The organism is Streptomyces sp. NPDC049970 (assembly GCF_040660235.1).
GTDB lineage: Bacteria > Actinomycetota > Actinomycetes > Streptomycetales > Streptomycetaceae > Streptomyces.
Genome location: NZ_JBFALP010000008.1, coordinates 26,910 through 49,633, shown reverse-complemented (window position 1 = coordinate 49,633; position 22,724 = coordinate 26,910). Strand labels below are relative to the sequence as shown.

Here is a 22,724-nt window from a genome sequence, read left to right as displayed (position 1 = left end):
GCAGCCTGATGGAACCCGTCGACGGCAACGCACCGTGACGAGTGGGAGAGACTCTAGGCGGCACCAGTGACAACGAGTCCTGGCCCCTCCGCTTCGCCGTACGGACCGGCCCCCGGGAAGCACCGCACGGCCGTGCCCGAAGGACCCGGGACCGGGGCGTACCGGCCCGGTGTGGGCAGGCCCCCGCCGGTGCCCGGTTGCAGGCATGACATGAAGCGCACACCGGGGACAAGCGGCGGAAACCGCACCGCGTTCAGGAAACGTTAAGTAAATCATGTTGTCGATTAGCAACGAGAGACAGCAGGAACCATTGACGAGCACCGGAAAAGCAGCCACCTTCATGGCGTCAGGCATCTCCGTTCCTCTGCGAAAGCCGGGACAACCATGAGAAGAACCCGACGTCTCGTCACATCCGCGTTGACCGCAGCAACCGTCTTCACGGCGGCATTCGGCTTACCTGGGGCAGAATCCGCCCAGGCATTTCCCGCGACTCCCAAGCAGACCGTGGTGGACTATCTTCGCTCGATCTCCGGGAACCACATCGTCTCAGGGCAGCACAACAAGGAGCCGGCTTCCGCTCCCGGGCAGTACACCCAACAGGTCAAGGACGTCACCGGGCAGTACCCCGGCCTGTGGGGCGGCGACCTGATGTTCGGCGCAACGGACGTGGCGAACCGCCAACGCGTGGTGGACCAGGCGAAGACCGAGTGGGCGAACGGGTCTCTGGTATCGCTGACCTGGCACGTCTGTCCGCCGACCGGAGGAAGCACCTGCGCCTTCGAGGGCGGCGTGAAGTCGAACGTGTCGAACGCCCAGTTCTCACAGGTCATCACCGACGGCAGCACCCTGAACAACGCGTGGAAGCGGCGTCTCGACGAGGCCGTCCCCTACCTGCAACAGCTGAAGAACGCGGGAGTGCCCGTGCTCTTCCGCCCGTTGCACGAGATGAACGAATCGTGGAACTGGTGGGGGAACCGGCCAGGGGCCAACGGGAGCGCACGGCTCTTCCAGATCACACGTGACTACCTCGCGGGAAGCAAGGGGCTGGACAACCTGATCTGGGTCTGGAACGTGCAGGACAACCCGGCGGGCGGCTGGAGCAATTACTATCCCGGAAACCAGTACGCCGACGTCGTCTCCCTTGACGTCTGGTACAAGAACCACCCGAGTTCCGCCGATTACCAGCAGATGCGGAGCATCGCCGGGACGAAGCCCATGGCAATCGGGGAAATGGGCAAGATGCCGACCGGCGCACTCCTGGATGCCCAACCCCAATGGGCGTGGTTCATGATGTGGTCCGAACATCTGCGGGGGAACAACAGCAACGCCGAGATTCAGTCGGCGTACTTCCATTCCCGCGTGCTGAACCAGGGCGAGCTCGTTCTCCCCTGAGCGCGACCGGTGCCGACTCACGACTCCCGGTCCGGGACCGTGCCGGTGGGGTCCGGCCGTCGCGGACGTCCTGACCCCACCGGTTCCGGCCCTGTCGGTCGGAGCCGTCCCCGCACCCGGGAGGGCCCGGTCACGGGTCGCTCACGGGCGCGGCCCAGGAAGGCGGCGCGGTGCTGCCGCGAGGCAGCAGTACGGGAGGAGCCGCCGGACCTGACGACGGGTTGCGGCGCTGGACCACGTCGAAGAGCCGGCGGGTCACCTCGGCACCGAAGCCGAACACGTCATGGCTCATGGCGGACAGGGTCGGGTGCGTGAGCTGGCACAACTGCGAGTCGTCCCAGGCGATCAGGCTGATGTCCCTCGGTACGCTCAGGCCCATCTCCGCTGCCACCGACAGACCCGCGACCGCCATGATGTCGTTGTCGTAGACGATGGCCGTGGGTCGTCGGGGGGACGTGAGCAGCGAGCGGGTGGCCCGGGCGCCCTGCTCCCCTGAGTAGTCGGTGGTGACGCTGCGGGCCGGTTCCAGCCCGAGCTCCGTCACGATCGAGTGCATCGCGGCGGTTCGGATCATGGTGTGGCCGAGCGCAGCCTGGCCGCCCACGCGTGCGATGCGGGTGTGCCCGAGGGCGGCGAGATAGCGCACCGCCTCGTGGACGGCGGCCTCGTCGTCGGTCCACACCGAGGTGAAGCCGCCGGTCAGGGAGGGGTGACCGACCGCGACGGCCGGCAGCCCGATCGTCGCCAGTTCGGTGACCCGGGGGTCGTCGTGCTGGATGTCGACGAGGATGGAACCGGCGATGCGGCGGGCCTGCCACCACTCGCGGTGGACGGCGATCTCCTGGGCGGTGTCCCGTGCCAGGTGCAGGAGCAACGAGCACCGGTTCTCCTCCAGGACGGACTCGACCCCGGAGACGAACTCCATGTAGAAGGGCTCGAGTCCGAGCTGTCGTGCGGGGCGGGAGATGACCAGGCCGACGGTGTCGGCCGCGCCGGTCACCGACCCGGACAGCTTGATCGCGGTCTGGCTCGGCACCCACCCCAGCTCGGCGACCGCCGCCATGATGCGCGTCCGTGTGGCTTCCGAGACCCCGGGACGGTTGTTGAACGCCAGGGACACCGCGCCCCGGGACACCCCGGCCAGGGCCGCGACGTCGTTGATCGTGACGCGCCCCGGCCGGCGTGCGTGGGCCTCACTCACGTTCGGCACCGCTGTCGACGCAGAACAGTGCCGCTCGGGCCGCCTCCTCGTCTGGCCGCGGCCAGCCGGTGACCCTCCAGGTGGCGCGTTCGCCGGGCAGCAGCGTCACCCTTCCGCCGTCGGCGCGGGCGTCGGCGGCCAGCCGGTCGGCCTGGAGCAGCAGATCACGTACGAGACCGGCTGCGGTCACCGTGACGACCGCCGTGCCGTCCCGGGCGTCCTCGGTCACGGAGACGTCGTAGGAGGCGGCCGGGTAGGCGAACTCACGGTCCGGACAGGCGAAGTGCACCGCGCGCAGGCCGTCGGCGTCAGCCACCAGGAACTCCCGGCGTGGGTCGCCGAAGGCCGTGACCGGGTCGGGGAGCCCTTCCAGCGCCACGCTGCGGCCCTCCGCCTCGAGCGGGACCTCGACACTCGCCAGGACGGTCCCGTCGGCGGCCACCCGGCGGACGGTGGCGTGGGTGTCCCAGGTCGCCGCGGCCTGGTTGCACCCGGCGACCACGAGTTCGCCGTCGCGGTCCTGGATCGTCAGCAGCCGGTCGGCGTAGAGGCGGCGCATCTCGAAGTAGAGGGGCTTGAGGCGGGCGTCACCGTCGATCGCCGCCCAGGAGGTGACCGGCCAGCAGTCGTTGAGCTGCCACAGCACGGTGCCGGCGCATCGGGGCCAGTGCGAGCGCCAGTGCTCGACGCCGGCGGCCACCGCACGCGCCTGGTTCAGCTGGGTCAGATAGTGCCAGGTGTCGAAGTCGGAGGGGGCGGCGAAGTACGGGGCGAGGCCCCGGTTCAGCTTTCCGTTGCCGTCCTCCGCCTTCTGGTGGTGCAGCATCCCGGGCGATTCGGCGGTCAGCGGGCGTTCGGACAGGGCGCGTTCGAGGGTCGCGTACGCCGGCGGGGCCTGCCAGCCGAACTCCGCGACGAAGCGGGGCACCGTGGTGAGGTAGTCGCTGTAGTCGCGCCGGTTCCACACCTCCCAGGAGTGCGCGGTGCCGTGGTCGGGGTCGTTCGGCGTGTGGTCCCACGAGCCCGACCAGGGGCTGCCGGCCCAGTACGGGCGTGTCGGGTCCGTCTGCGCGACCACGCGGGGCAGCAGGCCGAGGTAGTAGCCCTCCCCCCAGGAGTCGCCGGTGAGGGCCTGTTCCCACTCCCAGTCGGCGAAGCCCCACAGGTTCTCGTTGTTGCCGTTCCACAGGACGAGCGACGGGTGGGGCATCAGCCGGGCCACGTTCTCCCGCGCTTCGGCCTCGATCTCCGAACGCAGTGGCTGCTCCTCCGGGTACGCGGCGCAGGCGAAGAGGAAGTCCTGCCAGACCATCAGGCCCAGTTCGTCGCAGACGTCGTAGAAGGCCCGGTCCTCGTAGATCCCTCCGCCCCACACGCGCACCAGGTCGACGCCCGCCTCGGCCGCCTGGGTGAGACGGGCGCGGTAGCGGCCGGCCGTGACCCGGGAGGGGAGGACGTCGTCGGGAATCCAGTTCACCCCCCGGGCGAAGAGCGGGGTGCCGTTGACGACCAGGGTGAAGGCGCTTCCGTGCGCGTCCGCCGAGGTGTCGAGCTCGACCGTGCGGAAACCAAGGCGGCGTTCCCAGCTGTCCAGGGCCTGTCCGCCGCCGTCGCACAGTGCCACCGTGCACCCGTGGAGCGTCTGATCCCCGTAGCCGCGGGGCCACCACAGCGCGGCGTCCGGCACCCGCACGGTCACCGTGGCGGTGTCAGCCCCGGGGTCGACGGCGATCTCCCGGGAGGTGTCACCGACGGTGGCGACCAGCCGCAGGGCGCGGTCCCGTCCGGTGGCGGTCCGGTCGAGTTCGACGACGATCTCGACGACGCCCGTCCCGTCGGGTTCGACGCTGACCTGCGGCCGGACGGCCGCGAGCCGGGCCGTGGACCATTGCTCGATCCGCGCCTCACGCCACACCCCGGCCGTCACGAGCGTGGGGCCCCAGTCCCATCCGAACGAGCAGGCCATCTTCCGGATGTAGTTGAAGGGCTCGGGGTAGGAGTTGGGCCGCTCCCCCAGCGTGGCCCGGACACCCTCGGCCTCGGTGTACGCGGAGGTGAAGGCGATCTCCAGCGGCGCCGGACCGTCCGCCACCAGGTCGGTGACGTCGAACCGGTAGGAGCGGTGCATGTTCCGGGTGCGGCCCAGCAGCCGGCCCCCGACGCGGACGGCGGCGACCGTGTCCAGCCCGTCGAAGACCAGGTCGGCCCGCTCGAAGGTGCCTGTTCGCCGGGGCAGTTCGGCGGCGTACGTCCAGTCGGCGAGCCCCACCCACGCGGCCGCGGTCTCGTTGCGGTCGAGGAAGGGGTCGGCCAGCAGTCCCGCCGCCATCAGGTCGGTGTGGACGCAGCCGGGCACCTGCGCCGGCACGTCCGTCCCGGCCAGCCCCGGCGGTGCCTCGCCCGGGGTGACACGGTCGGTGTTCAGGCGCAGCGTCCAGCCCTGGGACAGCGGCGTACGGACCTTCATGCGGACTCCTCGTGAGATGTGGCGCGGGGGCGCGGGGCGCGGGCGGGTCACTTGGTGGAACCGGCCGCGAATCCGCTGTAGATGAAGCGCTGCAGCGTCAGGAAGACGATCAGGGTGGGCACGATCACCAGGACGGTGCCGGCGGAGATGGTCTCCCAGTGGGCACCGAACGGGCCCTTGAACCGGAACAGGGCGGTGGAGACGGTGCCGAGTTCGGGATCGGGCATGTAGAGGAAGGGCACGTAGAAGTCGTTGTAGATCGCGATGCTCTTGACGATGACCACGGTGGCGACGGCCGGCCGCAGCATCGGAAGAATGATCCGCCAGTAGATCGTCCAGGAGTTGGCGCCGTCGATGCGTGCCGCCTCGTCCAGGGAGACGGGGATGGACCGGATGAACTGCAGGAAGATGTAGATCGAGACGATGTCCGTGCCGGTGTAGAGCAGGATCGGCGCCCAGCGGCTGTTGAAGGCACCCAGGTCGTCGATCACCTGGAAGGTGGCGACCTGGGTGGTGACGCCTGGTACCAGCGTGGCCAGCAGGAAGAGCGCCATCACCGGCTTCTTGAGGCGGAACCTGAAGCGGTCGACGGCGTAGGCGGTCATCGAGCCGATGAGGACGGTCCCGGCGGTGGAGACCACGAGGATCAGCACCGTGTTGCCGAACGCCCTCGGCATCGCGCCCTGTTCGAAGGCCGTCGCGTAGTTCGTGAGGTTGAACCAGTCGCCGGGCATCGACAGCGGCCCGCTGCCGGCCACCTCCGCCTCGGTCTTGAGCGAGGTCAGCAGGATGACGACGAGGGGGACGAGCACCACCGCCGAAGCCAGCAGCAGCGAGAGGTACTTAAGGACCACGGGCGTCCGGAGCGGTGCGCCGCGACCGGCACGGGCCGTGCGTCGGGAGGCGGTCGGGGTGTCGGTGGTCACGAGAGCTCCACTCTCTCCTCCGGGAGCAGCCGGCGATGGATCCAGGTGATCAGCAGGATCAGGACGAGCAGGACGACGGCCGAAGCGGAGGCCAGACCGACCTTGTCGAACTGGAAGGCGAGTTTGACGGTCTGGATGACGAACGTCTCCGTGCCGTTGGCGCCGCCGGTCATGATGTACGGGATCTCGAAGACGGCCAGCGCCCCCGACACGGCCAGGACGAAGCTGAGGCTGATGATCGGCTTGATACCGGGGGCGATGATGTGCCGGAACTGCTGCCAGCGGTTCGCGCCGTCCAGCTGCGCCGCCTCGTACAGGTGCGGGGGTATCGACTGGATCGCGCCCAGGAACAGCACCATGTTCAGGCCCATGAAGCGCCATACCGACACACCCGCGAGCGAGGGGTTGGCCAGGTCCGGGTCCCCCAGCCACAGGTGCTCGCCCCCGGCCCCCACCAGGCGCAGCAGTGTGTCGAGAGTGCCGTCGGGCTGGAAGAAGTACAGGAAGACGAACCCGACGGCCACTCCGTTGATGAGGTAGGGGAAGAAGAGCAGGCCCTTGAACAGGTTGCGGAACCGGGTGTCGAAGCTGAGGACCGTCGCGAAGTACAGGGCGAGCGCGATCTGGACGAACGAGGCAGCCAGGTAGAAGCCGCTGACGAGGAACACCTCGAACCGCGCGGGCCGTCTCACCAGGTCGCTGTAGTTCTCACCGCCCACGAAGGAGCGTGCGGGGCTGGTGCCGTCCCAGTCGGTGAAGCTGTAGCCGATCATGTCGGCGACCGGGACGAGCGTGAACACCAGCAGCAGTGTCAGGGGGGCGGCGAGGAAGAGCCAGGGAGTGAGGGCCGCGGTACGGGGCCGCCTTGCGAGGGGCGGCCTGCCGGGGGCGGACCCCGGCGGCGGTGCGCTTCGCCGGCCGTTGGCGGGCTCCCCGGCACGGGCCTTGTGGGCAACGGTCATCTCATGCTTCCTCGTGGTGGGTTCCCGGTCGGGCGGAGTTCGGGGCGGTGGCACACACGTCCGGCGCGGAGCACTGCGCGGGTGAGTGGGCGAGCGCGGGCTGTCCCGTGATCCCCGGTGGATCAGCGGGCGGCGCCGGATGCGGGGCGCCACTCGGCGGACGGACCTCTCGTCCCGGAACGCGGCCGGGCGTTCGGACGGTGCGGCGAGCAGCCGTGGCCGAGGAGCTGGGGCTGTCGTCGATCACGGAAGGGCCCATGGGGGCAGGCCGGTCCTGACAGGGGGTGTCACCGTGCCGCGGCACGGTCAGCCGCCGAGGGTCTGCCGGGCCTCGGCCCACTTGGCGTTCAGCTCGCCGAAGTAGCTGTCCATGTCCCCGTCGGCCGCGCCCCGGGCGACGTCGACCAGCTTCTGCCGGTAGTCCTGCGCGGTGATGCCGATTTCGGACGCCTTGTCGATCTTGTTGACCTCGGCGATGTTCTCCTGGTCCTGCGGAATCAGCTTGACATCGTTGTCGGAGAACGCCTTGAGGGTGTCCGGGAGCGGAGCGCCCTTCACCGAGGAGATGGACCCCTCACTGGCGGCCTGGCCCGACTCGGTGATGTACCAGTCGAGCCACGCCCGGGCCGCGCCCTTGTTCTCGGAGTGCGCGTTGACCGCGTACTGGTAGTCAGGACTCAGTACGGAGCAGTACGTCCCGTCGCGCCGCACGGGGAACGGCATGAACGCGATGTCGTCGGGGTTCTTGCCCGCGGCTTCCGCCGCGGCCCGCATCTGCGAGATGGCCCAGGAGCCCAGCCACATCGCTCCGACCTTGCCCGCGCCGATCCGCGACTTGGAGTCTTCCCAGTTGGTCGTGGTGGGATCGGGTTCGGCCAGCCCCTTGTCGACGATCGTGTAGAGGAGCTCGTCGATCGCGTGCAGGTCCTCTCCGCCACCCCAGGGTTCCTCGGTCTTCGCCAGGGCGTCGTAGGCTCCGGAGTCGCAGGAGGGCGAGCCGATGGCGTTCGTCCAGTTGGTGAGCGGCCAGCCGTCCTTGTAGTTCGTGTAGTAAGGCACCGCGTCCGTCTTCGACTTGACCGCCTCCAGGTCCGCGACGAACTCCTGCGGCGTGGCGGGCCAGCCCTTGACTCCCGCCTTCGCCCAGACCGACTTGTTGTAGACGAAGCCGTTCGCCACACCGATGTTGGCCAGGCCGTAGACCCTGCCGTCCACGGTGGCGTGGTCGGTGTAGTCGAACTTCGCCGACAGCGCGCCGGAACCGCCGAGCGGGGCGAAGAAGTCGGGATACCGCTCGACGGAGAGGGAGTTGGGGATCAGCAGGACGTCACCGTAGTTCTCGGTGTTCATCCGGATCTTGGTCTCGCCCTCGTAGTCGGTCAGGCCCTCGAACTTGACCTTCACGCCCGGGTAGGTCTTGTTGAACTCGGCCGCGTACTTCTTCAACGTGCCGTCCGCTATCTGGTCCGTCCTGTTGGTCAGAACCGTGATGCCACCCGACACCTTCGCGGGATCGCCCGGTGGAGCCGCGGTCTCACCGCTCGCCGCACCCCCCTGCCCGCTACAGGCTGTGACAGCGACCAGTGTGGCGGCCGCCAGGACCGCATACGCTCTGCTCATTTCCGGCACCCCTCAGTGCATAACGTCCGGCGCCACGCCCAGGGGGATGCCGCATCGACTCCCGCTGTCCCGGCCTGATGAGCGCTCAACGTAGACGTAACGCGGCAGCAATGTCCATAGACCGGTCAACCTTGATTCGACGCCCCCACACCGCCCTGAACAGCGACTTTACTAAACACTGACTAAATCGATCGGGACTTGGACGCACCGGCCGGGGGCCTTCTCCGGAGTTCTCCACGACGTTGTCGGGCGGCGGTCGGACGTGGTGTCCCCCAGCCGGACAGCGCACGTCGTTCCGGCCCGAGGTTGATCACCATGAGTAGTCAGCGATCGGCGTGCCACCTCGGACGACGACGTGCACGACTTGAACGCCGTCCCCGGTATCGGCGGGCGAGGGTTCGGTGGGCGCACCACTCGCAGTTCCCGGTGGCGCGCGGGTACGGCCGCTCGGGTGCGGCTCTCGGCCCGCGCCCTACCGGGGGGCGGTTCCGTAGGTCGGCGATGACGGCGGGCATGGCGTTCGGGAGCACGCACCGTCGCCGGGGCCGGCGTTCCGACGAGAGCGCACGGTTGCCAGGGCCGGCCCTGGCCGGGGCCGCGAGCCCGGGTCAGGGCCGTCGGCACCAGGGGCTCAGCGCGTGCGTCCTCGGCGGGACAGCGTCGAACGCTGCGTCAACCGCCTCAGGAGCGGCGCGGACCGGCCCCGGAACCGACGAACTCGCAATCGACCACCAGGCCGCACTCCGCCTCACCGCCATCCTCGTCCGGGCACGCCGACGACCAAGGAACACGAGCTAGACCCGTTCCAGCGGGCGGTGAGGGGGTGGTGGGGGCTCGACCTGGATGGAGTCGTCGGGGCGGACGGTCCCTCCACAGCGGACCACAGCCATGACGCCACACTTGAACGTGAACTCGCCGGACAAGGGGTCCATGGCGAACACCTCACCGAGCAGCCCCTCGCGGAAGTCGTTGATCTTCGAGCACGGGTTGCGCAGTCCGGTCACCTCAAGCACCGCCTGCTCCCCGAGATGGAGCAGGGCGCCGGTGGGCAGGCCCAACAGGTCCACCCCGCGGGTGGTGATGTTCTCACCGAGCCGGCCCGCAGAGACGTCGAAGCCCTTGAGCGCGAGTTCGTCGAAGAGTTCCTCGTGCATCAGGTGGACCTGGCGCAGGTTGGGCAGGTTCGGCTCGTAGGTCATGCGGAACTGGTGGCGGATCGTCTCACCTGCGTGAACGTCTCCTTCCACCCCGAGCCCCGTGATCAGCCTGATGGAATCGCGATTGGGCTTGCCGAACGAGTACCCCTCGCTACGGCTCACTGCGGTCACCTGACCAGGCATCACGCCCTCCGCCCGTCGTCGTTCCACGGCCGGTCGATCACAGAGGCGGTGAAAGCCGCCTCGTGAGAGAGGCATGCGGTGACCGGACCTCGTCGGGCGCAGGCGTCAGGTCCGGCTCCCCGCCGGGCGGCCCCGTCACCGAACACCGAGGAGACAGCCCTTAGGTGTCGGCCCCGTAGGTCCCGAACTCCGGGCGTCCCGCCGATTCGAACACGTGCACCGACAGGCCACCCGGCGTCGTCCGACGGCTGACGGGCCGCAGGCCGGCCGGTGCCCCGCCGTCCGGGAACAGTCGTCGCCCCTGCCCGACCACCACCGGCGCGATCACGAGCCGCAGGGTGTCGATCAGCCCGGCGGCCAGCAGGGACTGTGCCAGCCGGGCGCTGCCGTGGATCTGGAGCTCCCGGCCTGGCCGCCGCTTCAGTTCGGCGACCTGGGCGGGGACGTCACCGGACAGGACCGTGGTCGGGTTCCACTCGGCCCGGGTCAGGCTGTGCGAGGCCACGTACTTCGGCAGGCCGTTCAGGATGGCGGCGGCGGGGTGGTCGGTCATGGTCGGCCAGTCCCGCGCGAAGTTCTGGTACGTACGGCGGCCGAACAGGAACGCGTCCGCTTCGCCGAGCCAGGAGTCGACCACCCCTTCGAACTCCTGGTCCAGATACGGCACGAACCAGCCACCGCGTTCGAACCCGTCACTGGTGTCCTCGTCGGGGGAACCCGGCCCCTGGGAGACACCGTCGAGCGTCAGGAACTCCTGGACAACAAGCTTCATCGTGCGCCACTCCCTCTACGGCCCGGAAGGCCGGTTCAGCCCATCGGCGGGGAGACACGACCGTCTCCGCTCCTACGACCCCGCGAAGCACGGAAAATCATCGGCCGGAGTGCCGTCGGCCACGTCTGCCCGTGTCCGCACGCGTGGCTCGTCCGCACGATTCCGCACGATACGGCCCCTCCCGCCGCCATGCCCCAGGCGCCGCGCGCCGCCCGCCGGGCGGCGGATCCGGATACCGCGCGGCCTCTACACTGGGACCCTTCGGGCCCGCGGCGCGGCCCGGGCCGGACGGGAGAGTGATGGTGGCAGCAGGGGGCTCCGACGATCCGTCCGCCGAGGTGCTGGCGGACGCGGCTGCGGCGTTCGGGCTGCTGGCCTCGCCACCGCGGCTGCACATCGTGTGGGCCCTGGCGGAGGGTGAGAGCGATGTCAGCGGACTGGCCCAGCGCGTGGGCGGGGCTCTGCCCGCGGTGAGCCAGCATCTGACGAAGCTGAAACTCGCCGGCCTCGTACGCTCCCGGCGGGAGGGACGGCGGCAGGTCTACTTCGTCGACGACGCCGACGTGGTGACGGTGGTGCGGTTGATGATCGGCCAGCTCACCGACCGCGCCGCGCACGCTTCGGTCCCCCGCCTCCGTGACCTGGGTGCCTGAGGCGGCAGCGGCCGGCAGTACCGATCCTGCGGGTCCCGGGGAGCAGTGGCCGCGGCGGGCGGCGGGCACGGCCCTCCTCCCGGACGACGGATCGCAGGCTCGCACCTCCCTCCAGGTACTGCGGCACCTGGACAGCGGGCCCCGCGGGCTCGTCGAGTCGGAGGCGGGCGAGCGGCTCGCCCGGTTCGGCGGGAACACGGTGCCGTCACGGAGCACGGCCTCCTGGCCCCGCCGCCTCCTGGGAAGCCTCCGGGACCCGTTCACCGTGGTGCTGCTCTGTCTGGGCCTGGTGTCGGCCACCGTGACGGCCTGGGGCACCGCGAGCGTGATCCTCTCGCTGGTGGTCGTCAGCTGCGTCCTGCGCGCGGGCGGGGAGCGCCGGGCCGACAGGTCCGTGGCCGCGCTGCGGAAACTGGTCGCGACCACGGCGACCGTGCTGCGGCGCTCGGAACAGGACGCACCACCCCGGTCACGGGAGATCCCGGTCGACGAGCTGGTACCGGGCGATGTGATCCGCCTGGGCCCAGGTGACCTGGTCCCCGCCGACGTACGGCTCCTGCGCGCGAGCGGCCTCACGGTGCACCAGGCTCCGCTGACGGGCGAGTCGGCGCCGGTGGCCAAGTACCCGGTCGACGCGCCGGAGCCACGGGGCGGACTCTTCGACCAGCCGCAGTCGTGCTTCCAGGGCAGCAGCGTGGCCTCGGGAAGCGGTACGGCGGTCGTCGTGTCGACCGGGGCGCGGACCCGCTTCGCCGCCACCCGGAGCGGGCCGGGTCCGCGCGTGGCCAGTGCGTTCGACCGGTCGGTGCACGGGATCTCGTGGGTCCTGATCCGTTTCATGCTGCTGACCCCGCCGCTCGTGCTCATGGCCAACGCGGCGCTGCGCGGCCGCGGCCTCGAGACGCTGCCCTTCGCGGTCGCGGTCGCGGTCGGGCTGACCCCCGAGATGCTGCCGGTCATCGTCACCACCGCCCTGGCCCGTGGCGCGGCGCTCCTGGCCCGTGACCACCGGGTGATCGTGAAGCGGCTACCGGCGCTGCACGATCTCGGCGCCGTCGACGTGCTATGCCTCGACAAGACGGGCACGCTCACCCGGGACAAGCCGGTCCTGCACCACGCGCTGGACGTGCGGGGCCGTCCGGCTCCCGAGGTTCTGCACTGGGCCGGGGTCAACGCCTGGTGGACGCTCCAGCTCGCCGACCTGCCCGCACCGGACGCCCTGGACGAGGCGATCCTGGACGCCGTCGAGGAGGACGGGCTGCTGGCGTACGAGGGCGTGACCGCGCTGCCGTTCGATCCCGTACGGCGCCTCTCCACGGCGGTCGTACGCGGCCCTGGCCGCCTCGGCCTCGGCCTCCACACGATGGTCGTCAAGGGCGCGGCGGAGGACGTACTCGAGCGCTGCGCACTGACCGAGGACGAGCGGGGCCGGCTGCTGGCGCTCGCCGCGCGGGAGGCGCGCGGCGGGCTGCGGCTCCTCGCGGTCGCCACCGCCGAGCGGCACGCACGCACCCGCGACTACACCCCGGCCGACGAACGCGGCCTCGCCCTCGTCGGCTTCGTCGCCCTGCGCGACGCTCTGGCGCCGACCGCGGCGGACGCCCTGGAGGTGTTCGCGGACCGGGGCGTCGCCGTCAAGGTCCTCACGGGTGACCACCCCGGCACGGCGGCCCGCGCCTGTCGGGACCTCGGGCTCGATCCCGGGTCCGTCGTCACCGCCGACACCGTCGACGGCCTCACGGACGGCGAGCTCGCGGAAGTCGCCCTCCGCACCACCGTCTTCGCGCGCTGCGCCCCCGAGCACAAGGCCCGGATCATCTCCGTACTGCGAGCGGACGGCCGCACAACGGGGTTCCTGGGCGACGGCGTCAACGATCTGCCCGCACTCCGGGCGGCCGACGTCGGCATCTGTCCGCGCGACGCCGTGGACGTCGCGCGCGAGAGCGCCGACGTGGTCCTGGCGGACAAGGACCTCACGGCCATCGCCCACGCGATCACGTCCGGCCGGCACAGCAGTGTGAACATCGCCACCTATCTGCGCATCACGCTCTCCTCCAACCTCGGCAACGTGATCGCGATGCTCGCGACCGGCCTGATGCTGCCCTTCCTGCCGATGCTGCCGGTGCAGATCCTGGTACAGAACCTGTGCTTCGACGCCGCACAGCTCGCCTTCGCCTTCGACCGGCTGCACCCGGCCGCCCTCCGCCGGCCGACGGTGCTGCAGCCCCGCCGCTTCCTCCGCTTCATCACGGGCTTCGGGCTGCTGGGAGCCGCCGCCGACCTGGCGACCTTCGGAGTACTCGCGCTCGCCCTGCACGACGCGGGGGGCTCGGCTGAGGCGGCAGAGGCGGCCTTCCACTCCGGCTGGTTCACCGAGAACCTCCTCACCCAGGCGCTCGTGATGCTGCTCCTGCGCACCGGCCGCCGCAGGGCCGAGGGCCGGACCGCCGGCCCGGTCCGCAGGGCCGCCTCCGCCTTGGCCGTCATCGGCGTGCTGCTGCCGGTCTCCCCGCTCGGACCGCTGCTGGGCCTGACCGCGCTGCCGCCCGTGTACTACCCGCTGCTCGCAACCGTGCTCGCGCTGTACACGGCGGCGCTGGCAGTCGCCCGGTCACGTCACGACAGGGCCGGCCCCGAGCGGTAGGGCGCACCGTACGGGCCGGGGGCACCGCGGGACCCCCGCAGACGGGAGCCTCGGTCGTCCGGTCCGCGTACGTGCGGCGACACCGCCGTGGCCGAGGGCGATCCGTGTCCGGGTGCGCCCTGTGCGCGGGCCCGGGACTCGGGCCGTTCGCGCCCCGTTGGGCGGTCGTCGCCACCCGGTGACTGCCTGTGTCCTGTGCGCCCTCGTTCGTCCGGCTCCGGCGGAGGGGGCGACTGACCGGCCCCCGGCTTGTACAGTTGCGCAATCTAGCAACTTTTGAAGTGTGAGCCGTGGAACCGGCGCCGCACCGACAAGAGAAAGGACGGGGTGGCAATGCTCCGCAACGGACTGGAACCCTGGCACCTGCTGATCCTGGCGATCGTGGTCATCACGCTGTTCGGATCGAAGAAACTGCCGGACTCCGCACGGGCGCTCGGGCAGTCCCTCAGGATCCTCAAGAGCGAGACGAAGGCCATGAGGGAGGAGAACGCGACGCCGGAACCCACCCCCACCGACGCCGCACCCCGGGCCGCACACGCCGCCCCCGTGACCCCGCCCCCGGCGGGCGGCGCCGGGGCCCGCTGAAAACGCGCCCCGACGCGTGCGTCAGGGGCTGGCCGCGTCGAAGCCGTAACGCAACGGCTCGCCCCGCATCGGCGGTTCACGGCGATAGAGGTACAGGGCGTCCACCCGCATCCGGGGTGGCGGCGCGTCCAGCTCGCAGGGACAGGTCACCTGGACCACCCCTGGCCGGTCGGCGACCCTGATCCGCAGCCCGTGGGCAGGCCCTCCCTCGAGCACCGCGACCTCCCACACCGTCGTGACGTCTCCACTCATGCGAAACATTTTAATAGTTGCGCATATTCTAAACTATAGTGAGGCCGGTCACGCCGAGCCCGACCAGTCCGGACCCGGCCGCGCCAATAGTTTCAAAGTTGCGCAATCGATGGAACCATCGTGGCCGCTCCGACGTTGAACCGGATGACGACGCAGTCCAGAGCAACGGAGGAACACTCGTGGGAGTCAGCCTGTCCAAGGGCGGAAACGTCTCGCTCAGCAAGGAGGCCCCCGGCCTCACCGCCGTGACGGTCGGACTCGGCTGGGACGTGCGCACCACCACCGGTGCCGATCACGACCTCGACGCCAGCGGCCTGATGTGCACCGAAGCCGGCAAGGTCGTCTCCGACCAGCACTTCGTCTTCTACAACAACCTGACCAGCCCGGACGGTTCGGTTCAGCACACCGGCGACAATCTGACCGGGGAGGGCGAGGGCGACGACGAGTCCATCCATGTGAATCTGGCGTCCGTACCCACCGAGGTCGCGAAGATCGTCTTCCCGGTCTCCATCCATGACGCGTCCGCGCGGGGGCAGAGCTTCGGCCAGGTCCGCAACGCCTTCATCCGGGTGATCAACAGGTCCGACGACGTCGAACTGGCCCGCTACGACCTGAGCGAGGACGCCTCGACCGAGACGGCGATGGTCTTCGGCGAGCTCTACCGCCACGGCAGCGAGTGGAAGTTCCGCGCCGTGGGCCAGGGATACGCCTCCGGCCTGGCCGGCATCGCCGCCGACTTCGGCGTCAACATCTGACGCCGGCGACAGACGACCGTACGACGCGGGGCGGGCCGGGGATGCGATCTACCCGGCCCGCCCCGCGTCCGTGCGGAGCGCGGAACACGGAACGCCTTACGTGCCATGAGCGGTCGGCTCCGCGCGTCCTTCGGGGGCTGGCCGTGGAGCCCGTGCCGCATGTCGTGCGGGGGTGGACGCCGGGGCGCCGGTGAGGCAGCGGCCGCAGGCGCGGTCGAGGGCGTGGTCCAGGGCCTCTTCGGTTCGCGGGTTCCGGCGATCGAGACGTGGACAGTGGACCCAGCGGTTCAGGCTTCCTTGCCGGCGGACTGGTCACTCTTCGGCCCGACGCCTTCGATCCCGGTCGGAGCTCCCTCCGGGCCGAACGCTTCCTGGAAGGTGAAGGCGTGCGGCGCGGAGCCGTGGTCGTGGAGGTGTTCCAGCCTGGAAACCCCGTCCTGCCAGGTGGGTGTCACACCGTCGGAGACCCACCAGAACACGTATGCCGGGCGTCCTGTCCGCTCGAACCAGTCGTAACGCCTGTTCAACGCCTCTCGGTGCAGACCGGTGTAGACGGCGTCGAAGGCGGAGCGCAGGTCGGTCCAGAGTGAGAGGGTCGTGGCCAGGGCGGTGGTTTCCACCGTGAGTCCTTTGCCGTACCAGGTCGGTACGGCGAACTCTCCCCAGGCGCCCCAGTCCGCCTCGAAGAGCATGCCCCGGTCACCGCCTGCCGCTTCGGCACGACCGAGGTACCCGGGGTGCCGGCCGATCTCCCGGTAGACGGCCTCACCGATGTCGTAGAACTCGCGTGTGAGAGGTGCGGGATCGGCGAGAGGTGACTTCAGGACGCCGAATGTGTACAGCGCAAGAGGGGGCATGCGTCTCTCCCTGGTCGGTGCTGCCTGGTGTGGACCGGTTCGGTGGCTGACGCACGGGCGAGGATGCCTGCGGTGCGACCCGCTCATCCCTCATCCCTGCGCCGGTGGCTCAGCCTGAGGGAACTCCCGGTGCGACCGTGGGCGATCGCCGGGGGCCAGGTGAAGCTAGCTGCCTCTGCGGGCCGTGTCGAAGTTGCGTTTTCCTTGCCCACGTGTCCCCCCGCACCGGTCGTCACGGGGCGGGGCGGTGACGGGCGGGTGGCGGGCCGCGGGTGCGCCGGGAGGGCGACTCCCCCGGTTGCCGAACAGATCGCCCTTGTTGCCCTAGGCTGTCCATGTTCCCTGCACCGCAAGAGAGTTCGACGGCTTTCGCGATCTCCTACCTCTGCGGACCTCGCTTCGACGACTCGTCGCGCGGCGCGGAAACCGGCACACACCGTCACTCACCCACCCTTCGGTCTGGAGCCCTGTTGAACACGTCACCGGAGAACTCCGCAACCGGCCTGCCCCACCGCCTGGACCCGGCCGGCGGCTGCCCGCACGCCGCCAATGCCCAGCTGCTGTCCCAGGGCGCCGTGGCGCCGGTGCTCCTGCCGGGCGAGGTGGAGGGCATGGCTGTGCTCGGCCACGACGCGCTCAGGGAGTTCCTCGCGCACCCGGACGTCGCCAAGAACGCGGAGCACTTCACAGCACTGCGGTCCGGGGCGATTCCGGACGGATGGCCGCTCAAGACCTTCGCCACCGTGCAGGGGATGACCACCGCGGACGGCGCGGACCACCGGCGGCTGCGGTCGCTGATGAGCAAGGCGTTCACCGCGCGCCGTGTCGAAGAACTGCGCCCGCGCGTGGAGGCGCTGACGGCGTCGCTCCTGGACGGCCTCGGCCGCGAGGCCGCCGCGAACGACGGTGTCGCGGACCTGCGCGGGCACTTCGCCCTGCCCCTGCCGATGGGAGTCATCTGCGAGCTGCTGGGCGTGGACGCGGAGCACCAGGACCGGTTGCACCACCTGTCCAACCAGATCGTCGCCACGGACATCGGCCCCGCGGAGTCCATGGCCGCCAACCGGGAGATGGTCGAGGTCCTCGGCGCGGTGGCCGCCGCGCGGGCGGAGAATCCGGGGGACGACCTCATCAGTGCGCTGATCGCCGCCCGGGAGGCGGACGGCGACCGGCTCGGACCGCACGAGCTGATCGGCACCCTGATGCTCACGATCATCGCGGGGCACGAGACGACGCTCAACCTGATCACCAACGCCGTAAGGGCCCTGTGCACCCACCGTGAGCAGCTCGCCCTGGTCCTGGCGGGCGAGGCGAGCTGGGCGGACGTGGTCGAGGAGACACTGCGCTGGGACAGCCCCGTCAGCTACTTCCCGTTCCGCTACCCCACCCGCGACCTGACCATCGACGGTACGGTGATCCCCAAGGGGACCCCGGTACTGGCCGGTTACTCCGCGGCGGGCCGCGACACGAAGGCGCACGGCCCCGATGCCGGACGCTTCGACATCACCCGCGACGGTGAGGCCCGGCACCTCTCGCTCGGTCACGGCGCGCACTACTGCATGGGGGCCCCGCTGGCCCGGATGGAAGGCACGACGGCTCTCCAGCAGTTGTTCGCGCGCTTCCCCGACCTCGATCTCGCCGTCCCCGAGCCGCGGTTGCGCCGTCACGCCTCCTTCGTGGGGAACAGCGTGCGGGAGCTGCCGGTACGCCTGTCCGGCTGAGCCCGGCCTCCCGGTTCGCGCAAGTCGTGGACACGGATCCGCTCCCCGTCTGAACGCACTGCCGTGCGCATCCGTATCCACCGGCGACGTCGCGTGTTCCGGACCCGACGTCGCGTACTCCGACGAAGGGAATGCCGGCATGAGCGCATCGCAGGAGCGTCAGGTCCACTTCGGGCGCCGAACCGTGGTGGCGGCGGTGGGCGCGGCGGGGGTGGCCGCCGCTATCACCGCGTGCGGCGGCTCGAAGGACGACAAAGGAGCGGAGGCGGCCGAGCCGGCCGGGAAGGGCGGAGGGGAGACCCTCGCCAGGACGGCGGACATACCCGAGGGCGGAGGAGTGGTCTTCGCCGACCAGGGTGTCGTGGTCACCCAGCCGACGGCCGGCGCGTTCAAGGCGTTCTCCTCGAAGTGCACCCATCAGGGCTGCGCGGTGAAAGGCGTCACCGAAGGGGCGATCACCTGCCCCTGCCACGGCAGCACGTTCGACGCGGCCACCGGAGAGGTGACGGCGGGCCCCGCGGCGCAGCCGCTGCCGGAGATGCGGATCCAGGTGACGGGCGACTCGATCGCGCTGGCGTAGCGGGCGCGTCCACCGGGGCTTCCGCCGGGTGGCCCGCACGTCGGGCGCACGACCCGGGGCGGCGCGTTCGAGCGCGGGGCCTCGAAGCCGGCCCCCTCCCCGGCGCCCGGGGCGGACCGCCCCATTGCCCAGGTCCGGCGCAGGCCCCATGATTTCGGGCACCCGGCCGAACCATGGCCGAACAGCGGGAGGACCACACCCATGTCGGCAACCCAGCGTCGCGGCCGCCGGATCATGATGTCCGACACCGAGCGGGACGCCTACCTCACCGGACAGCGCACCTGCAGGGTCGCCACGGTCTCCGCCGAGGGCCGGCCGCACGTCGGCGCGCTGTGGTTCGTGTGGGACGGCACGTCGCTGTGGCTGTACTCACTCACGCGCAGCCTGCGCCGGGCGCAGTTGCTGCGGAACCCGGGCATCGCCGTCGTGGTCGACGACGGGGTGGAGTACGGCGAGCTGCGGGGCGTGGAGCTCTCCGGCGAGGCGGAGTTCATCGGCGAGGTGCCGCGCACCGGTGAGATCTGCGCCGAACTGGAGCTTCCGGAGCGGATGTTCGCAACGAAGTACTTCGGCCTGGACACCTTGCCGCACGATTCCCGGCACGCCTGGATCCGACTCACCCCGCAGACCGTGACCTCATGGGACTTCCGCAAGGCCGTCGGCCCTTAGGTCGCCTTGTCCCGGTCCTGCGGGGCTCGTCCCGCCGCGCGCAGTGCGTCGACCGCCGCCCTGATGGACGGTCTCCGGTCCGCGTCGGTACGCCACACGGCGTGTACGTGGCGCCGCATTGTCTGCCGCACGGGCACCAGCCGTACCCCTTCCGGTACGGGACCACGCCCGAGGCGGGGTGCCACGCAGACTCCGAACCCTGCTGCGATCAGGGCGAGTTGCGTGTGATGCTCGCCCGCGAGGTGTGCGATTCGGGGTTCGATCCCCTTGGACCGCAGGGTGAACATCAGCCAGTCGTAGCAGAATTCGCCCTCCGGCCAGGACACCCACTCGTCATCGGCGAAGTCCTCGAGGTCGACCTCCGCACGGTCGGCCAGAGGGTGTCCGGACGGCATGGCGATGTCCGGTGCGTCGTCCAGGAGTTCCGCCTTGGCCAGGCCGCCGGGTACCGGCAGACGCTTGTTGCTCCAGTCGAGGACGACGGCGAGGTCGGCGTCTCCGCGGAGCACCGCGCGGACTCCGTCCTCGGGCTCCATCTCCGTTGTCCTGACCTTCAGTTCGGGGTGTTCGGCGCGGAGCGTGTTGAGGGCCGCGGGGAACAGTCCGCGAGCGGCGGTCGGGAAGGCCGCGAGCCGGACCTCGCCGACCACCTGACCACGCTGCGCCTCGATGTCGGACTGCGCGATCTCCACCTGGGAGAGGATCCTCGCGGCGTGGTCCGCGAGCAGCCGGCCGGCGTCCGTGAGCCGGACCCCCCGGCCGTTCCTGGCCAGCAGTTGCTGGCCCACCTCACGCTCCAGCTTGGCCATCTGCTGCGAGACGGCCGAGGTCGTGACGTGGAGGCCGTCCGCGGCCCCGCCCACCGAGCCGTGCCGGGCCAGGGCGTCCAGGGTGCGCAGCCGCTCCAGATTCAACATGTAAGCGATGCTACGCGAAGAGCGCAACTTATTATCACTTGTCCTACGCGATCACTCGCGTCATCGTTGCCCCATGAGCGCTCCCTCCGCACCGGGCACCCGGCGGACCCCCGACAGACCCACCCTGTCCTTCACCCAGCGCCTCCGGGCGCCTCGGCGCGTGCTGGACTGGCGCATCCGCTTCACCGCGCTGTCGCTCGTCTGGGGCTTCAGCTTCCTCCTCATCAAGGTCGGCACCCACGGGTACGCTCCCTTCCAAGTGGCCTTCGGGCGACTGCTGTTCGGCACAGCGGTACTCGCGGTCGCGATGGCCGTACGCCGCGAGAGGCCGCCGCGCCCCGGGCGGACCTGGGCCCACCTCTTCGTCGCGGCGTTCTTCCTCAACGCACTGCCGTTCTCGCTCTTCGCGTATGCCGAACTGACCATCCCGTCCACGCTCGCCGGGGTCTGCAACGCGACCTCGCCCCTGTGGGGCATGGCCCTCTCCGTCGTGGCCCTGTCCGAGGACCGCCCGACCCGCCGCCGGGTCGCAGGCCTCGGCCTGGGTTTCATCGGCGTACTGACCGTGCTGGGAGCCTGGCAGGGATTCACCGGCCTGGACCTCACCGGCACCGCCATGGCCCTGCTCGCCTCGCTCAGCTATCCGATCGGATGGATCTACGTCCGCCGCACGCTGGCGGGGACCGGGACGTCGGTGCTGACGCTCACCGGAAGCCAGCTGTTCGTCGCCACCGCGCAACTCGCTCTCGTGACAGCCTTGTTCACCTCGGTGCCCGCACGATTCCCACTCCTGCCGACGCTCGCGGTCATCGCACTCGGCGCCCTCGGGACCGGGCTCGCCGTCCTCCTCCAGTACGGGCTCGTCGAGGAGGTGGGCCCGACGACGGCGCAGATGGTCACCTACTTCATCCCCGTCATCGCCACCGCCGCGGGAGTGGCACTGCTGGGCGAGAAGCTGAGCTGGAACACCCCGGTGGGCGCCCTGGTGGTCTTCGCTGGCGCCGCACTCACCCAGAGCCGGGCCCGCGGCCCCGCCGCCTCCCGCCGGATCGCGGGCGCCAGGCCCCTCAGCCGTAACTGACCGGTCGGGCGGGCCGGGCCGCCGCCGCGACCGCGTCCGCCAGCGGCTCGACGTCGGCGGCGGACAGCGGGGACACGGTCAGGCGCACCCCCTGCGGCGACGTCATCCGGAAGCGAGCCCCCGGCGCCACCGCCCAGCCCGCGCGCAGCATCCTGGCCACCGCGCCCGTCTCGTCGCTCACGGGCACCCACACGTTCATCCCGGTCCGCCCGTAGGCCGTGACCCCCCGCTCGCCGAGCGCACGGACGAGTGCGTCCCTCCGCAGCCCGTAGGACCTGGCCACCTCCACCGGATCGACGGCACCGGACGCCCACAGATGCAGCACGGTCCGCTGCAGGAGTCCGCTGACCCAGCCGGGCCCGAGGTGCTGACGGCCCGTCACCCGGTCGACGGTCAGCGCGTCCCCGGTCAGCACGGCGAGCCGCAGATCGGGGCCGTACGCCTTGGAGACGGACCGGACGAACGCCCAGCGCTCCGTGACACCCGCGAGGGGATGGACCGGCAGATCGACGATGGCGTGGCCGTGGTCGTCCTCGATCAGGAGCACCCCGGGATGCCCGGCGAGGACGGACCGCAGCTCAGCCGCACGCGCGTCCCCCACCGCGGCACCGGTCGGGTTCTGCGCCCGGTCGGTGACCACCAGAGCCCTGGCCCCCGCCCCCAGCGCCCGCTCCACATCCCCCGGCAGCGGGCCCTCGTCGTCCAGCGCGACCGGCACGGCGTGCATGCCGAGCGCGGGAATCAGGTCGAGCAGGGCGCCCCACCCCGGATCCTCGACGGCGACGGCGTCGCCCGGCCTGAGATGCGCAGACAGCACCCGTTCGATCGCGTCGAGCGATCCGGACGCGAGCACCACGGGCCCGGCCGGCACCCCGTCGGAGTCGAGACCGGCGCGCACGAGTTCCGCCAGCTCGGGGAGCACCGGGGGGTCCCCGTACATCCCGGGCCGGCGGGCGTACGCCTCCGAGGCGGCGGCCAGCGCCGGTCCGAGGGGCGGCAGGAGTGCGGGGTCCGGGTTGCCGTCGCCGAGGTCGCGCACCCCCGGCGGAGCCTCGACCCGGAGCGATCCGCGCGCCGTACTGGCAGGGCGCGGGCGCACCCTGCTCCCCCGCCTGCCCGCCGTCTCGATGACTCCGCGCTCACGCAGCGTCCGGTAGGCGGCGGCCACCGTGTTCGGGTTGACACCGAGCTGGAGCGCCAACTCCCGCATGGGCGGCAGCACATGACCTGGCGTCAGATCCCCCGACGCGACCCCGCGCTCCACGCTCCCGGCAATGTCCGATGCACGCCGCCCACTGATCCGATACTCTCCTAGCACAAACGTTATTAT

At 70.7% G+C, this 22,724-nt stretch carries 20 protein-coding genes; 9 read left to right on the top strand and 11 right to left on the bottom strand.

The features are described from left to right. The first annotated feature begins 417 nt into the window (after nucleotides 1–417). Entirely contained in the window at nucleotides 418–1,392 is a 975-nt protein-coding gene (locus AB0I83_RS16865) for a glycosyl hydrolase (protein WP_363305075.1), read from the top strand. Between the two features lie 130 nt (nucleotides 1,393–1,522). Here the strand turns inward: AB0I83_RS16865 and AB0I83_RS16860 are convergent, their stop codons facing one another. From AB0I83_RS16860 to AB0I83_RS16830, 7 genes are all read right to left on the bottom strand, one after another. Then, nucleotides 1,523–2,593 (bottom strand): LacI family DNA-binding transcriptional regulator, encoded by a 1,071-nt coding sequence (locus tag AB0I83_RS16860; protein ID WP_356840806.1) that lies wholly within the window; start codon nucleotides 2,591–2,593, stop codon nucleotides 1,523–1,525. Further along, entirely contained in the window at nucleotides 2,586–5,060 is a 2,475-nt protein-coding gene (locus tag AB0I83_RS16855; RefSeq protein ID WP_363305074.1) for a glycoside hydrolase family 2 protein, read from the bottom strand. Before AB0I83_RS16855 ends, AB0I83_RS16860 begins: the two co-directional genes overlap by 8 nt. A gap of 47 nt (nucleotides 5,061–5,107) precedes the next feature. Then, nucleotides 5,108–5,914 carry a carbohydrate ABC transporter permease gene (locus tag AB0I83_RS16850; protein WP_356840852.1) on the bottom strand — a complete coding sequence of 269 codons (807 nt, stop codon included), beginning with the start codon at nucleotides 5,912–5,914 and terminating at the stop codon, nucleotides 5,108–5,110. A gap of 68 nt (nucleotides 5,915–5,982) precedes the next feature. Next, nucleotides 5,983–6,948: a sugar ABC transporter permease gene (locus AB0I83_RS16845; RefSeq protein ID WP_363305073.1), complete on the bottom strand. Its 966-nt coding sequence runs from the start codon at nucleotides 6,946–6,948 to the stop codon at nucleotides 5,983–5,985. A 306-nt stretch (nucleotides 6,949–7,254) separates the two neighbouring features. Then, a complete protein-coding gene (locus tag AB0I83_RS16840) occupies nucleotides 7,255–8,568 on the bottom strand; it encodes an ABC transporter substrate-binding protein (protein WP_363305072.1) in 1,314 nt (437 codons plus the stop codon). 794 nt (nucleotides 8,569–9,362) lie between these two features. Next, on the bottom strand, nucleotides 9,363–9,908 hold the full coding sequence (locus AB0I83_RS16835; protein WP_363305071.1) for an MOSC domain-containing protein: 546 nt from the start codon (nucleotides 9,906–9,908) through the stop codon (nucleotides 9,363–9,365). Between the two features lie 160 nt (nucleotides 9,909–10,068). Continuing rightward, nucleotides 10,069–10,680: a dihydrofolate reductase family protein gene (locus AB0I83_RS16830; RefSeq protein ID WP_363305070.1), complete on the bottom strand. Its 612-nt coding sequence runs from the start codon at nucleotides 10,678–10,680 to the stop codon at nucleotides 10,069–10,071. Between the two features lie 299 nt (nucleotides 10,681–10,979). Here AB0I83_RS16830 and AB0I83_RS16825 point away from each other — a divergent pair, with 299 nt between their 5' ends. From AB0I83_RS16825 to tatA, 3 genes are all read left to right on the top strand, one after another. After that, nucleotides 10,980–11,333, top strand: coding sequence for a metalloregulator ArsR/SmtB family transcription factor (locus AB0I83_RS16825; RefSeq protein WP_363305069.1), 354 nt, complete (start codon nucleotides 10,980–10,982; stop codon nucleotides 11,331–11,333). Then, nucleotides 11,317–13,977 carry a magnesium-translocating P-type ATPase gene (gene mgtA / locus AB0I83_RS16820; protein WP_363305068.1) on the top strand — a complete coding sequence of 887 codons (2,661 nt, stop codon included), beginning with the start codon at nucleotides 11,317–11,319 and terminating at the stop codon, nucleotides 13,975–13,977. Before AB0I83_RS16825 ends, mgtA begins: the two co-directional genes overlap by 17 nt. Before the next feature lie 333 nt (nucleotides 13,978–14,310). Next, nucleotides 14,311–14,562 (top strand): Sec-independent protein translocase subunit TatA, encoded by a 252-nt coding sequence (gene tatA, locus AB0I83_RS16815; protein WP_363305067.1) that lies wholly within the window; start codon nucleotides 14,311–14,313, stop codon nucleotides 14,560–14,562. Between the two features lie 21 nt (nucleotides 14,563–14,583). Here tatA and AB0I83_RS16810 read toward each other — a convergent pair whose 3' ends face one another. After that, nucleotides 14,584–14,814: a hypothetical protein gene (locus AB0I83_RS16810; protein ID WP_363305066.1), complete on the bottom strand. Its 231-nt coding sequence runs from the start codon at nucleotides 14,812–14,814 to the stop codon at nucleotides 14,584–14,586. A 179-nt stretch (nucleotides 14,815–14,993) separates the two neighbouring features. Here AB0I83_RS16810 and AB0I83_RS16805 point away from each other — a divergent pair, with 179 nt between their 5' ends. Beyond that, nucleotides 14,994–15,569, top strand: coding sequence for a TerD family protein (locus tag AB0I83_RS16805; protein WP_356532591.1), 576 nt, complete (start codon nucleotides 14,994–14,996; stop codon nucleotides 15,567–15,569). Nucleotides 15,570–15,856: 287 nt separating this feature from the next. Here the strand turns inward: AB0I83_RS16805 and AB0I83_RS16800 are convergent, their stop codons facing one another. Continuing rightward, entirely contained in the window at nucleotides 15,857–16,426 is a 570-nt protein-coding gene (locus AB0I83_RS16800; protein ID WP_363305065.1) for a DUF3291 domain-containing protein, read from the bottom strand. Between the two features lie 470 nt (nucleotides 16,427–16,896). Between AB0I83_RS16800 and AB0I83_RS16795 the strand changes: the two genes are divergently transcribed. From AB0I83_RS16795 to AB0I83_RS16785, 3 genes are all read left to right on the top strand, one after another. After that, on the top strand, nucleotides 16,897–18,147 hold the full coding sequence (locus AB0I83_RS16795) for a cytochrome P450 (RefSeq protein WP_363305064.1): 1,251 nt from the start codon (nucleotides 16,897–16,899) through the stop codon (nucleotides 18,145–18,147). A 139-nt stretch (nucleotides 18,148–18,286) separates the two neighbouring features. Further along, complete coding sequence (locus AB0I83_RS16790; protein ID WP_363305063.1) at nucleotides 18,287–18,727, top strand: Rieske (2Fe-2S) protein; 441 nt, start codon at nucleotides 18,287–18,289, stop codon at nucleotides 18,725–18,727. 201 nt (nucleotides 18,728–18,928) lie between these two features. Then, a complete protein-coding gene (locus tag AB0I83_RS16785; RefSeq protein ID WP_356532584.1) occupies nucleotides 18,929–19,396 on the top strand; it encodes a pyridoxamine 5'-phosphate oxidase family protein in 468 nt (155 codons plus the stop codon). Here AB0I83_RS16785 and AB0I83_RS16780 read toward each other — a convergent pair. After that, nucleotides 19,393–20,313 carry a LysR family transcriptional regulator gene (locus AB0I83_RS16780; protein WP_363305062.1) on the bottom strand — a complete coding sequence of 307 codons (921 nt, stop codon included), beginning with the start codon at nucleotides 20,311–20,313 and terminating at the stop codon, nucleotides 19,393–19,395. The two genes, AB0I83_RS16785 and AB0I83_RS16780, sit on opposite strands and share 4 nt — an antisense overlap. A gap of 163 nt (nucleotides 20,314–20,476) precedes the next feature. On the opposite strand from AB0I83_RS16780, the gene AB0I83_RS16775 reads away from it, so the two are divergent. Beyond that, on the top strand, nucleotides 20,477–21,394 hold the full coding sequence (locus AB0I83_RS16775; protein ID WP_363305228.1) for a DMT family transporter: 918 nt from the start codon (nucleotides 20,477–20,479) through the stop codon (nucleotides 21,392–21,394). Here the strand turns inward: AB0I83_RS16775 and AB0I83_RS16770 are convergent. After that, the gene (locus AB0I83_RS16770; protein ID WP_363305061.1) at nucleotides 21,381–22,712 is read right to left on the bottom strand and encodes an aminotransferase class I/II-fold pyridoxal phosphate-dependent enzyme; all 1,332 of its coding nucleotides are present in this window, start codon (nucleotides 22,710–22,712) and stop codon (nucleotides 21,381–21,383) included. The two genes, AB0I83_RS16775 and AB0I83_RS16770, sit on opposite strands and share 14 nt — an antisense overlap. Nucleotides 22,713–22,724 lie beyond the last annotated feature (12 nt).